The 12,386-nt window shown below is 57.6% G+C and carries 14 protein-coding genes; 8 read left to right on the forward strand and 6 right to left on the reverse strand.

The genetic code is table 11. The annotated features are described in order from the left end of the window. Positions 1–331: 331 nt before the first annotated feature. Positions 332–892 carry a D-glycero-beta-D-manno-heptose 1,7-bisphosphate 7-phosphatase gene (gene gmhB, locus ERD80_RS04265; RefSeq protein WP_021507462.1) on the reverse strand — a complete coding sequence of 187 codons (561 nt, stop codon included), beginning with the start codon at positions 890–892 and terminating at the stop codon, positions 332–334. Positions 893–1,080: 188 nt separating this feature from the next. Here gmhB and metN point away from each other — a divergent pair, with 188 nt between their 5' ends. From metN to proS, 6 genes are all read left to right on the forward strand, one after another. After that, a complete protein-coding gene (gene metN / locus ERD80_RS04270; protein WP_058759540.1) occupies positions 1,081–2,112 on the forward strand; it encodes a methionine ABC transporter ATP-binding protein MetN in 1,032 nt (343 codons plus the stop codon). Then, positions 2,105–2,758 (forward strand): methionine ABC transporter permease MetI, encoded by a 654-nt coding sequence (locus ERD80_RS04275; RefSeq protein ID WP_021507464.1) that lies wholly within the window; start codon positions 2,105–2,107, stop codon positions 2,756–2,758. Before metN ends, ERD80_RS04275 begins: the two co-directional genes overlap by 8 nt. Before the next feature lie 37 nt (positions 2,759–2,795). Beyond that, positions 2,796–3,611 carry a MetQ/NlpA family lipoprotein gene (locus tag ERD80_RS04280; RefSeq protein ID WP_021507465.1) on the forward strand — a complete coding sequence of 272 codons (816 nt, stop codon included), beginning with the start codon at positions 2,796–2,798 and terminating at the stop codon, positions 3,609–3,611. A gap of 127 nt (positions 3,612–3,738) precedes the next feature. Beyond that, positions 3,739–4,140 (forward strand): Rcs stress response system protein RcsF, encoded by a 402-nt coding sequence (gene rcsF, locus ERD80_RS04285; protein WP_021507466.1) that lies wholly within the window; start codon positions 3,739–3,741, stop codon positions 4,138–4,140. Further along, complete coding sequence (gene tsaA / locus ERD80_RS04290; protein ID WP_021507467.1) at positions 4,137–4,844, forward strand: tRNA (N6-threonylcarbamoyladenosine(37)-N6)-methyltransferase TrmO; 708 nt, start codon at positions 4,137–4,139, stop codon at positions 4,842–4,844. Before rcsF ends, tsaA begins: the two co-directional genes overlap by 4 nt. 91 nt (positions 4,845–4,935) lie before the next feature. After that, positions 4,936–6,654, forward strand: a complete 1,719-nt coding sequence (gene proS / locus ERD80_RS04295) for a proline--tRNA ligase (RefSeq protein ID WP_058774791.1) — start codon at positions 4,936–4,938, stop codon at positions 6,652–6,654. Positions 6,655–6,686: 32 nt separating this feature from the next. Here the strand turns inward: proS and arfB are convergent, their stop codons facing one another. Further along, on the reverse strand, positions 6,687–7,097 hold the full coding sequence (arfB, locus tag ERD80_RS04300; RefSeq protein ID WP_021507469.1) for an alternative ribosome rescue aminoacyl-tRNA hydrolase ArfB: 411 nt from the start codon (positions 7,095–7,097) through the stop codon (positions 6,687–6,689). Between the two features lie 216 nt (positions 7,098–7,313). On the opposite strand from arfB, the gene ERD80_RS04305 reads away from it, so the two are divergent. Then, positions 7,314–7,514 carry a YaeP family protein gene (locus ERD80_RS04305; RefSeq protein ID WP_021507470.1) on the forward strand — a complete coding sequence of 67 codons (201 nt, stop codon included), beginning with the start codon at positions 7,314–7,316 and terminating at the stop codon, positions 7,512–7,514. Beyond that, positions 7,501–7,764, forward strand: a complete 264-nt coding sequence (rof, locus tag ERD80_RS04310; RefSeq protein WP_021507471.1) for a Rho-binding antiterminator — start codon at positions 7,501–7,503, stop codon at positions 7,762–7,764. Before ERD80_RS04305 ends, rof begins: the two co-directional genes overlap by 14 nt. A 39-nt stretch (positions 7,765–7,803) precedes the next feature. On the opposite strand, the gene ERD80_RS04315 is transcribed toward rof, so the two are convergent. The 4 genes from ERD80_RS04315 to ERD80_RS04330 all read right to left on the reverse strand — a co-directional run bounded on the left by ERD80_RS04315 (position 7,804) and on the right by ERD80_RS04330 (position 12,096). Continuing rightward, positions 7,804–8,112: a cytochrome c gene (locus tag ERD80_RS04315; RefSeq protein ID WP_031279691.1), complete on the reverse strand. Its 309-nt coding sequence runs from the start codon at positions 8,110–8,112 to the stop codon at positions 7,804–7,806. 15 nt (positions 8,113–8,127) lie between these two features. After that, positions 8,128–9,426, reverse strand: coding sequence for a tRNA lysidine(34) synthetase TilS (gene tilS, locus ERD80_RS04320; protein WP_136545876.1), 1,299 nt, complete (start codon positions 9,424–9,426; stop codon positions 8,128–8,130). Between the two features lie 54 nt (positions 9,427–9,480). Continuing rightward, complete coding sequence (locus ERD80_RS04325; RefSeq protein WP_058770579.1) at positions 9,481–9,870, reverse strand: VOC family protein; 390 nt, start codon at positions 9,868–9,870, stop codon at positions 9,481–9,483. Positions 9,871–9,945: 75 nt separating this feature from the next. After that, entirely contained in the window at positions 9,946–12,096 is a 2,151-nt protein-coding gene (locus tag ERD80_RS04330) for a lysine decarboxylase LdcC (protein ID WP_136545878.1), read from the reverse strand. Positions 12,097–12,386 lie beyond the last annotated feature (290 nt).

Here is a 12,386-nt window from a genome sequence, read left to right on the forward strand (position 1 = left end):
AAGACTTGATATTTTTTAAAGCCCGTAGGCTTGTGATATCAATCCTGCGAGTGCCCACACAGATTGTCTGATAAATTGTTAAAGAGCGGTGCGACGCGGCGTTCGGCCTGCTGTCGCGAGGTGGCGTATATTACGCCTTCCTCCTTCAGAGTCAAACACTTTTTTCAGCGTTTTTCTCCGGCGGGGTGAATCACTTCACGCCCTGCTGAGCCGCCTGCGTTGCCGCTTTGCCGTCTCAGTGGTGGCGCATTATAGGGCGAACTTATGGAAGCGCAAGTGCAAATTTCAACTTTTTTACTGTTCGCTTAAGATTTGTGCAGAAGGCCTGATTTCAGGCCTTTTTCATGCGCGCCGGCAGCTCTGCGAGACTATCAATTACCCAGTCCGCGGCCGCTTCGCCTTCGGCGGTGACTGGCTTACCGCTGCGCACCAGCACTTTGGTTCCCACGCCTGCCGCCTTTGCTGCCAGCATATCTTCCAGCTTATCGCCCACCATATAAGAAGCTGCCATATCGATGTTCAGGTGTTTCTGCGCCGAAAGCAGCATGCCCGGTTGCGGCTTGCGGCAATCGCAAGTCTGGCGGTACTCCACGACCGTTGCATCAGGCAGATGCGGACAGAAATAGATGCCGTCGAGATCGACATCGCGATCGGCCAGCGACCAGTCCATCCACTCGGTGAGTTGCATAAACTGATCTTCGGTAAACATGCCGCGCGCGATGCCAGACTGGTTGGTCACCAGCACCAGCGCGTAGCCCATCTTCTTTAACGCCTGCAGCGCTTCAATGGTGCCATCAATAAACTGAAAATTATCGATCTCATGAACATAGCCGTGATCGACATTCAGGGTGCCATCACGATCGAGAAAAATAGCCGGGACTGGGTTCGCCACGTAGAAACTCCTGCTGCAAATAGTGCCGCGCAGTATCGCATGATTGCGCGTACCGTGAGAATGGCAGATTGAATGACTTTGATTGATTTAGCCGTCTGGATGCCTTACCATCCATCCAGATTTCGCCTGCCCCGGCGGCGCGAAGACCGATACACCACGGACAACGCAACACGATAACAATTAAACTAATGATTAAACTCGAAAATATCACCAAAGTGTTCCAGCAGGGTTCACGCACTATTCAGGCGTTGTCAAACGTTAGCCTGCACGTGCCTGCCGGACAAATTTATGGCGTCATCGGTTCATCCGGTGCCGGTAAAAGTACGCTCATCCGCTGCGTCAATCTGCTGGAGCGCCCGACATCCGGTCGCGTGCTGGTTGACGGTCAGGATCTCACCGCGCTCTCTTCCGGGCAGTTGACGCTGGCGCGCCGCCAGATTGGCATGATCTTCCAGCACTTCAACCTGATGAACTCCCGCACCGTGTCGGGCAACGTTGCGCTGCCGCTTGAGCTGGGTAACCTGTCACGCGAGGCGATCAAAAAGCGCGTCAGCGAACTGCTGGAGCTGGTCGGTCTGGCGGACAAACACGACAGCTGGCCGGCGAATCTGTCCGGCGGTCAGAAACAGCGCGTCGCGATTGCCCGTGCGCTGGCCAGCAATCCGAAGGTCCTGCTGTGTGATGAAGCCACCAGCGCGCTGGACCCGGCCACCACCCGCTCGATTCTGGAGCTGCTGAAAGACATCAACCGTCGGCTCGGCATCACTATTCTGCTGATCACCCACGAGATGGATGTGGTGAAACGCATCTGCGATCAGGTAGCGGTGATCAGCAACGGCGAACTGATTGAAAAAGACAGCGTCAGCGAAGTGTTCTCGCACCCGAAAACGCCCCTGGCCCAGCAGTTTATTCAGTCAACGCTGCATCTGGATATTCCGGATGATTACCAGCAGCGCATGCAGGCGAGCGCGGGCAGCGAGAGCGTGCCGCTGCTGCGGCTGGAGTTCACCGGTAAATCGGTGGATGCGCCGCTGCTGTCAGAAGCCGCGCGCCGTTTCAACGTCAATAACAACATTATCAGTGCCCAGATGGATTACGCCGGTGGCGTGAAGTTCGGCATCATGCTGGCCGAAATGGACGGCAGTGAAACAGATACACAAGCCGCTATTGCCTGGCTGAAAGAAAATCATGTGAAAGTAGAGGTGCTGGGTTATGTCTGAAGCGATGCTGTGGTTACTGACGCGTGGCGTCTGGGAAACGCTGATGATGACCTTCGTTTCTGGTTTCTTTGGCTTTGTGCTTGGCCTGCCGGTTGGCGTACTGCTGTACGTCACGCGTCCGGGGCAGATTCTGGCCAACACTGCGCTGTATCGCGTGCTGTCAGCCATCGTCAATATTTTCCGTTCTATTCCTTTCATTATCCTGCTGGTGTGGATGATTCCGTTTACCCGCGCCATCGTCGGCACCTCTATTGGTCTGCAGGCGGCCATCGTTCCGCTGACCGTGGGCGCAGCGCCGTTTATCGCCCGTATGGTGGAAAACGCGCTGCTTGAGTTGCCGACCGGACTGATTGAAGCCTCGCGCGCCATGGGTGCCACACCGCTGCAGATCGTGCGTAAGGTGCTGCTGCCGGAAGCGCTGCCAGGGCTGGTGAATGCCGCTACAATTACCCTGATTACGCTGGTGGGCTACTCCGCCATGGGCGGTGCTGTGGGCGCGGGCGGTCTGGGCCAGATTGGCTATCAGTATGGTTACATCGGCTATAACGCCACCGTGATGAATACCGTGCTGATTTTGCTGGTGGTGCTGGTGTATTTAATTCAGTTCTGTGGTGACCGCATCGTGCGTGCGGTGTCACATAAATAAGCAAACAACATCAATAGTCCTCTATTAAGGAAAGGATATGTCTTTCACATTTAAAAAGATTGCCGCTGTGGGTGCTCTGATTGGCGCGATTGCGCTGGCAGGATGCGATCAGAAAGAGAAAGATCCCAACCACATTAAAGTGGGTGTGATTGTCGGGGCTGAGCAGCAGGTTGCGGAAACTGCCGTGAAAGTCGCGAAAGAGAAATACGGTCTCGATGTTGAACTGGTTACCTTTAACGATTACGTGCTGCCTAACGAAGCGCTGAGCAAAGGCGATATTGACGTTAACGCCTTCCAGCACAAGCCGTACCTCGATCAGCAGATCAAAGACCGCGGTTACAAACTGGTGCCGGTCGGCAACACCTTCGTTTATCCGATTGCCGGCTACTCGAAAAAAATCAAATCGCTGGATGAGCTGCAGAACGGTGCGCAGATCGCTATCCCGAACGATCCAACCAACCTCGGTCGTTCTCTGCTGCTGCTGCAGAAAGTGGGCCTGATTAAACTGAAAGATGGCGTGGGCCTGCTGCCAACCTCACTGGATATCACTGAGAATCCAAAGAACCTGAAGATTGTTGAGCTGGAAGCGCCACAGCTGCCACGTTCACTCGACGATCAGCAGATTGCGCTGGCGGTGATCAACACCACTTACGCCAGCCAGATTGGCCTGACCCCGGCGAAGGACGGCATCTTCGTAGAAGATAAAGACTCGCCGTACGTGAACCTGATCGTTAGCCGCGAAGACAACAAAGACGCGGAGAACGTGAAGAAGTTTGTTGAGGCTTATCAGTCAGACGAAGTGTCTGAAGCCGCCAACAAAATCTTCAACGGCGGCGCAGTGAAAGGCTGGTAATTATCCCTTTCATGCGGTGCAGGGCGGCTTCGGCCGCCCTTTCTATTTCAGCATGTGGCAGCTGACTTGTTATTTCTGGTCGTCCTTGTTTCAATAACGCCACTTTTTATTACATGAGGATGTTGCCATGCGTTTTTTACCGCTCTGCTTGTTGGCATTGATGCTGACCGGGTGCGTGCGTGAATATCACCCAATAAGCAGTGCTCCGTCTCGCCCGCAGCAATCAACCAGCGAACCTCAACGCAAACCGGCTGCGCGTCCGGCCCCGGTGAAGATCTATACCGATGCGACCGATCTGGTCAGCAATCCGTTCCGCGATCTGGGTGAAGTGTCGGGTGATGATTGCCAGAGCAGCACCCAGGACTCGCCGCCGAACCTCAATACCGCGCGTAAACGCCTGCAGATTAAAGCGGCTGGCATGAAAGCCAACGCCGTGCTGCTGCACAAGTGTGAAATTGTCTCCAGCACGCCAGGCTGCTATCGCCAGGCCGTATGCCAGGGCTCCGCGCTGAAAGTCTCCAATCAATGAGTGAATTTGCCTTTGCGCAAATCGGCGTGATCCGTTCGCCGTGGAAAGAGAAATTTGCCGTACCGCGCCAGCCGGGTCTGGTGCAGGACGGCGGTGGCGAACTGCATCTGCTGGCGCCGTACAATCAGCCTGAAGCGGTGCGTGGACTGGAGGCATTCAGCCATTTGTGGGTGTTGTTCGTCTTTCACCAGACCATGGCCGGCGGCTGGCGCCCAACCGTACGCCCGCCGCGCCTCGGCGGTAATGCCCGCATGGGCGTATTTGCCACCCGCTCGACCTTTCGCCCCAATCCTATCGGCATGTCGCTGGTTGAGCTCAAAGGCATTCGCTGCGAGCAGCAACAGGTAGTTCTGCAATTAGGCAGCCTCGATTTGGTGGACGGCACCCCTGTGGTGGATATCAAGCCTTACCTGCCCTTCGCCGAAGCGCTGCCTGAGGCGCGCGCGGGTTTCGCCCAGAGCGCGCCCGACGCCAGCATGCCGGTGCGTTTCTCCGCGCAGGCGCAGCAGCAGTTGCAACAGCAGCAACGCCACTACCCGCAGCTGGCGCGCTTTATCACTGAAGTGCTGGCGCAGGATCCGCGCCCGGCTTATCGCAAAGGTGAAAGCCCTGGCCGTGAATATGCAGCCTGGCTGCTCGACTTTAATGTGCGCTGGCGCATTGACGCGGCGGGAACCGAGGTGATCGCGCTCGATCCGCGCTAAAACAAGCTTTTGAGTGACGGATCTCGCTGGTACACTAGCCGCCAGCAAATTTTTTGTTCGTATCCTTCCGTACAACTGGAATCGTAAATTAATGCGTACTACTCAATATCTGCTCTCCACCCTGAAGGAGACGCCTTCCGATGCTGAAGTGATCAGCCACCAGCTGATGCTGCGCGCCGGTATGATCCGCAAACTGGCTTCCGGTCTCTATACCTGGCTGCCGACCGGTATTCGCGTGCTGCGAAAAGTTGAAAACATCGTGCGCGAAGAGATGAACAACGCCGGTGCGATTGAGATCTCCATGCCGGTGGTTCAGCCAGCCGATCTGTGGGAAGAGAGCGGTCGCTGGGAGCAGTACGGCCCGGAGCTGCTGCGCATTAAAGACCGCCACGAACGTCCGTTTGTGCTGGGTCCGACCCATGAAGAAGTGGTCACCGACCTGATCCGCAACGAGCTGAGCTCCTATAAGCAGCTGCCGCTCAACGTCTATCAGATCCAGACCAAATTCCGTGATGAAGTACGCCCGCGTTTTGGCGTGATGCGTTCGCGCGAATTCATCATGAAGGATGCGTATTCGTTCCACACCTCGCAGGAGTCGCTGCAGGAAACTTACGATGCGATGTACCGCGCCTACAGCCAGAGCTTCAGCCGCATGGGGCTGGATTTCCGTGCCGTGCAGGCCGATACCGGTTCGATTGGCGGCAGCGGCTCGCATGAGTTCCAGGTGCTGGCGCAGAGTGGTGAAGATGATGTGATCTTCTCCAGCGAGTCCGATTACGCGGCCAACATTGAGAAAGCCGAAGCGCTGGCACCTGCAGGTGAGCGCCCGGCGGCAACGCAGGCGCTGACGCAGTTCGCTACGCCAAACGCGAAAACCATCGCCGAGCTGGTCGAACAGCACCAGATCCCGGTAGAAAAAACGGTGAAAACGCTGATTGTGAAAGCCAGCGAAGAGAGCGGTCATTCGCTGGTTGCGCTGCTGTTACGCGGCGACCACGAGCTCAACGAAATCAAAGCCGAGCATCTGGACATTGTGGCCGCGCCACTGGAAATGGGCAACGAGGAAGAGATTCGCGCCGCCATCGGTGCCGGTTTTGGCTCTCTCGGTCCGGTCGGTCTGACCATCCCGGTGATTGCTGACCGCACTGTGGCAAAAATGAGTGACTTCGCGGCAGGCGCCAACATTGATGGCCAGCACTATGCCGGCATCAACTGGGGCCGCGATCTGCCAGAAGCACGCGTAGAAGATATTCGTAACGTGGTAGAAGGCGATCCGAGCCCGGATGGTAAAGGCGTGCTGATGATTAAGCGCGGCATTGAAGTCGGCCACATCTTCCAGCTCGGCACCAAATATTCGGACGCGATGAAAGCAGCGGTACAGGGTGAAGATGGTCGCAACCAGATCATGACCATGGGCTGCTACGGTATCGGTATCACCCGCGTCGTGGCGGCGGCTATCGAACAGAACCACGACGAGCGCGGAATTATCTGGCCAGCGGCGCTGGCACCGTTCGAAGTGGCGATTCTGCCGATGAACATGCACAAATCCTTCCGCGTGAAAGAGCTGGCGGAACAGCTGTACAACGAGCTGCGCGCCAAAGGCATTGATGTCATTCTTGACGATCGTAAAGAGCGTCCGGGCGTGATGTTCGCCGATATGGAACTGATTGGCGTACCGCACACTATTGTAATTGGCGATCGCAACCTGGATAACCAGGAGATCGAGTACAAAGCCCGCGCCGCCAGCGAGAAGCAGATGATCAAGCAGCACGACATCGTCGACTTCCTCAGCCGCGCACTCAACAAGTAATCCCCTGACGCCTCCTGCCGGAGGCGTTTTTTTTAGCGTAGCTTGCCGCGCAGCGCCTTCACATTGCTGCGTCGTGATTTGCCTTCCAGCCGCCGCTCTCGGGACGCCCGCGTCGGGCGCGTCGCGCGGCGCACTTTCTCCACCGTTGTCAGCTCGCGTATCAGGTTGATCAGCCGCTGCAGCGCCGCTTCGCGGTTCATCTCCTGGCTGCGATACTCCTGCGCTTTGATAATCACCACGCCATCGGCGCTGATCAAATGGTGGTTCGCCTCCAGCAGCCGCTGTTTATAAAACGGCGGTAGCGACGAGGCGTGAATATCGAAACGCAGATGGATAGCGGTCGACGTCTTATTGACGTGCTGGCCGCCCGCGCCCTGAGCGCGAATGGCACTGAGCTCCACTTCATTGTCCGCAATTGAAACACTACGTGACAGCACAATCATCTGCCACCTGCCGTTATCAGCGCGGTTGTATCCGGAAATAACCTGTTCATCAACTTAACCTTTTGTGCGCCGCCAGGCTGGCTGAGACCAGTGCTGGCTGTCACTTTTTGCCCTTTCTTTGCCACCTTCCCTGCGCCCCCTGGCTGATTTCCAGCGAACCCCTGTGATATAGTCGCATATCAACCAGAGTATTGATGCTCTGCTGAGGAGGTGTATGTGCAAAAGTATTGTGAGTTAGTTCGCCAGAAGTATGCCGGGATTGGCAGCGGCGACCTGGGGTATGTGCCAGACGCGATCGGATGCGCACTGAAAGCACTCAATGATATTGCCGCTAATTCTGCGCTAAACTCTTCTGTCAGGGAACAGGCAGCGTATGCCGCTGCAAACTTATTGGTGAGCGACTATGTTGACGAATGAAGCCTACAAACCCATCAACTGTGATGACTACGACAACCTCGAGCTCGCCTGTACCAAACACTGGACGCTGTCGCTGGAGCTCAAAAACGGCGACCAGCTGAAAGCGAAAGCCGTGGACATGGTCTCACGTAAAAACGTCGAGTATCTTGCGGTCGACCTCTCCGGCGAAACGCGCGAGCTGCGTCTCGACCACATCGCCAGCTTCAGCCATCCTGAGCTGGGCACCGTTATCGTCAGCGAAGACGAATAATCTCTCCCCGGGCGGGAAAGCTATTCCCGCCCACCTCGCTTAAGGCTGCAGCGAAGCGTAGTACGCCGCTAAATCATCCATATCCTGATCGCTCAACCCGGCCACAAAGGCTTTCATCACCTCTGCCTGACCGCCACTGCGCTCGCCTTTTTTGTAGGCCTGCAGCGAATGCAGCAGGTAAGGCGCATGCTGCCCGGCCAGATTAGGGTAAAGCGGCACCGCGCTCTTACCTTCCGCGCCATGGCACGCCATACAGCTGGCGGCTTTCTGCGCGCCGGCCTTGACGTCGCCCTGCGCAAACGCCGGCAGCGCAGCAGCCAGTAGCGCCGCGACAATCCACTGTTTCATCATTGCTGTTCCTTTTTAGGGTGTTGACCAGATCGCCTGCCAGCCTTGCGTCTCGCCCGCCGCGCCTGCGCGGGTGACAAACAGCCCCGGCGCAGCAATCAGCGTCTGGTTGTAGTAAATCAACGGAATGCGTTCGCGCTGCCACGGCGGGACGCCCAGCTCCTGCCACAGTTTTTTCATTTCGCGACCACCAGCCCGGCCAACAACATGGTGATAGCCGTGGGCCTGAAAGCGCACAATAACCTGTTCATCCGCCGCCGGCTGGCGCAGTTCCGCCTGCGCCAGGCTGGCGCGCAGTTCACCCAGCCCATCAGGCAAAATTAATGGCTGCGTCAGCGGCTGCCAGGTTAGCGAGTGCTGACTCAGTGAGTGCTGTCGCGGCAGCCAGTAAAGCCGTTCCCGGTAGCGCCGCAGTTCGTGCGCGCCAAAGCGCAGACACGGCTGCGCATCTTCACGGCTGTGCATCACCTCGTCGGTAATGCGCTGCAGCGCGTCGCGCGCGGGCATTGCGCCACCGCGTTCGCCAATCCAGCGCCGTAGCAGCGCGTGCCGCCGCGCCTCGCTACAGGCCAGCAGCGGCGGAAAATGCAGTGCGCCCTGGGCATCGGTCAGCTGCGCCAGCTGCTCGCTGAGCAGCTCATCCAGCAGTTGCTCCTGCTCACCGCATAGCGCTGCGCTGCGGGCACTGGCCGCGCTGAAGTGCGGCCAGCGCGCCTGCAGCAGCGGCAGCACGTCCTGGCGCAGGAAATTGCGATCGTAGCGACGGTCAGCGTTGCTCTCATCGTCAATCCAGTCCAGCTGGTGCCCGACAGCGTAAGCTTCCAGCTGCTGACGGCTGAGGTTGAGCAACGGGCGCAGATGCCAGTGGCCGTTAACCTGCCGCTGCTGCGGCATCGCCGCCAGACCAGCCGGACCACTGCCGCGTTTCAGCGCCAGCAGCAGCGTTTCAGCCTGGTCATCGAGGTGCTGAGCAGTAAGTAAGTACTCACCGGGTTGCAGGTGTGTGAATAACGCCTGATAGCGCGCCGTGCGGGCTGCGGCTTCGATCCCACCGGCGCGAGCGTCCACCTGCACGCGCAGCACCTCGCAGGGAATGTGCCACTGCTGACACTGCTGCTGGCAGTGCGCCGCCCAGCGATCGGCGTTGGGGCTTAAACCATGATGCACGTGTAATGCGCGCACGCGCAGCTGCGGCTGCTGGCGTTGCCAGCTCACTAACTGATGCAGCAGAACGCTGGAATCGAGCCCGCCGCTGAATGCCAGCACGCAGCGGGCATCGGCTGGCAGCAGCGCAGCAAGATGAGAAAAGGACATGCACGCATTCCGTTGAGGTGAACCGCCGGATTGCGGCTCACTGCGCGCGCTATTTTACGCCTGATACAGCTCCAGCGGCAAACCATCCGGATCGGGGAAGAAGGTGCAGGCTTTACCGGTGAGAGCATCGATGCGGATTGGCTCGCACACCACGCCCTTCTCTGCCAGCGCGGCAACCGACTGTTCGACATCATCCACACAAAACGCCAGATGGCGCAGCCCGCACGCTTCCGGCCCGCTGACGCGCGGCGGCGGCGCAGGAAACGAGAACAGCTCAATGGTATAGACGCCATTAAGGCCAAGGTCGCCTTTCCATGAGTCGCGCTCAGCGCGATAGTATTCACCCAGTAGCTCAAAGCCCAGCACGTCGCAGTAAAACGCCTTACTGCGCTGATAATCGGTGGCAATAATGGCGATGTGGTGGATCTGTTTTATCTGCAGCATAGCGGCTCCGAAAGTATTCTGAGCCGCTTAGCCTACGTGCCCGGCGCGACGCTGAAAAGAGGCAATTATCTGAAGTTAGCGCACAGGCTCGTCGCGCAGCACGCGCACCAGATAGCGACCGTCATCGGTGAGCGTGGCACCGTGAATATCCGTTTCAAAGCCGGGATAATGCCGCCCGATGGTACAGAGCATCAGCAGGAAATCCAGCACCGCCCGGCTCTGTTCGGTAATCATCTCGCCCGGCATCACCAGCGGCACGCCTGGCGGATAAGGCAGGATCATGTTGGCTGAAATCCGCCCAACCAGCTCGCGAATGTCCACGGTTTCCACCTGCCCCTGCACCTGCCGCTGAAACGCCTGGTGCGGCGTCATCTTCATCTCCGGCAGAACGTCAAATGCCCGCAGCATCAGACGCGGCAGATCGTGCTGCAGGATCAGCTGATGAATGCCCTGCGCCAGCGTCTGGATGCGCATGTTACGGTAGAAGTCAGGATCTTCAGCATAGAGATCCGGCAGCATGTTTTTTACCCGCAGGTTGAGATCGTAGGCGCGTTTAAACTCCGTCAGTCCGCGCAGCACGCTCATCGCTTTGGTTTTATCGATGCCAATGCTGAACAGGAACAGCAAATTGTACGGTCCGGTCTTTTCCACCACGATGCCACGCTGGTCGAGGAATTTCGCCACCAGCGCGGCCGGAATGCCCTCTTCCGCCATCTGGCCCAGTTCGCTCATGCCCGGCGTAAGAATGGTGACTTTGATGGGATCGAGATACATATGATCGCGATCGGCGTGGGTAAAGCCGTGCCACGCCTCGTCGCCCGGCTGAATCGGCCAGCATTCGGCTTCATCCACCTGCTCCGGCTGCCAGATATCAAAGAACCAGCCGTCACACTCTTCGCGCAGCCGCTGGATCTCGCGGCGAAAATGCAGCGCGCGCTCCACCGAGCGATTAATCAGCCGCCGGCCCGGATTACCGCGCAGCATCGCCGCCGCGGTCTCAATCGAAGAGACGATCGCGTAGCTCGGCGAGGTGGTGGTGTGCATCATGTAGGCTTCGTTGAAGGTGTCGTGATCGTAATCGCCCTTGATGTGAATCAGTGACGCCTGTGAGAACGCCGCCAGCAGTTTGTGGGTCGACTGGGTTTCATAGATCACTTTGCCGGGAATGCGCTCGCCGCTCATGCCGCTTTTGCCACTGTAGATGGGATGAAAATTGGTGTACGGCACCCAGGCGGAATCGAAATGGATGGACGGCACGTCCAGCGTCTGTTTGATGTATTGCGTGTTATACAGCAGGCCGTCGTAGGTTGAGTTGGTGATGACCGCATGCACCGGCCAGCTGGCGCGCGGGGTATCGTTAACTTTCTGCTGGATGCTGTCGCGGGTGAATTCGCGCTTAGGGATGCCACCCAGGATGCCCAGCGCGTTGCGCGTCGGTTTGAGCCAGATGGGGATGATGTCGCTCATCATCAGCAGATGGGTCAGCGATTTGTGGCAGTTGCGGTCAATCAGTACCGTGCTGCCGGCCGGTGCGGCGTACATTCCGACGATTTTATTTGAAGTCGAGGTGCCGTTGGTGACCATATAGCTCTGTTCAGCGCCAAAGGTGCGCGCCACATACTCTTCTGCTTCGAGGTGCGGACCGGTGTGATCGAGCAGCGAGCCCAGTTCGGTGACCGAGATCGAAACATCCGCTTTCAGCGTGTTGGCGCCGAAGAAATCATAGAACAGGCTGCCGACCGGGCTTTTCTGAAACGCCGTGCCGCCCATGTGGCCCGGCGTGCAGAAGGTGTATTTCCCCTCTTTGACGTAGGTGAACAGCGCTTTGGTCAGCGGCGGCATAATTTTGTCGATGTACTCATCGGTGTACTGCCGGATATGCAGTGCGATATCGTCAGCGGCGTTGAGGGCGTATTCGAAGAAGTGCAGCGCCATGCGCATTTCATTAATGCTGACATCCATCTGCGAATGGGTGTTGATGAAGGCATACAGCGGCAGCGATTCGTTGAGCTGATTGATGTCGCTGCATAGCGCCAGGCTGTAGTCGTCCCAGTCAAATATCACCCCGCAGACGCGCGGGTTGTGTTCAATCAGTTTCAGCAGGTCGCTGGCATTGTTGGGATAAACGGTCTGGAAACCCTGCAGCTTCAGCGCCGCGTCCAGTTCGCGAATCGGTTCATCTTTGTAGAACGCGCCGTGCGGTCCCATGATCGCAATAATATTCAATGCTCACCTCCTGTGGTGTTGTCGCACGGAATAAGGATAGCGAAAAGTGGCGGGTGAATGTTCCGGAATAGCGCCGATGTTGGCCTGATGTTTGCCAGCGATGCATCTCAGGTCGCCATGAATGGCGTCCCTACAGGATCACTGCCCGGTTTTTCCCAGGGTGCGCATTGATGCGCACCGGTATAAGTGCCGCACCTGCGGGGTAACTGCGCGGTTTTTATCAGGTCGCCATGAATGGCGACCCTACAGGATCACTGCCGGCTTTTTGTAGGGTGCGCATTAATGCGCAC

It is taken from the genome of Pantoea sp. R102, from assembly GCF_004916815.1.
GTDB classification, from domain to species: domain Bacteria; phylum Pseudomonadota; class Gammaproteobacteria; order Enterobacterales; family Enterobacteriaceae; genus Pantoea; species Pantoea dispersa.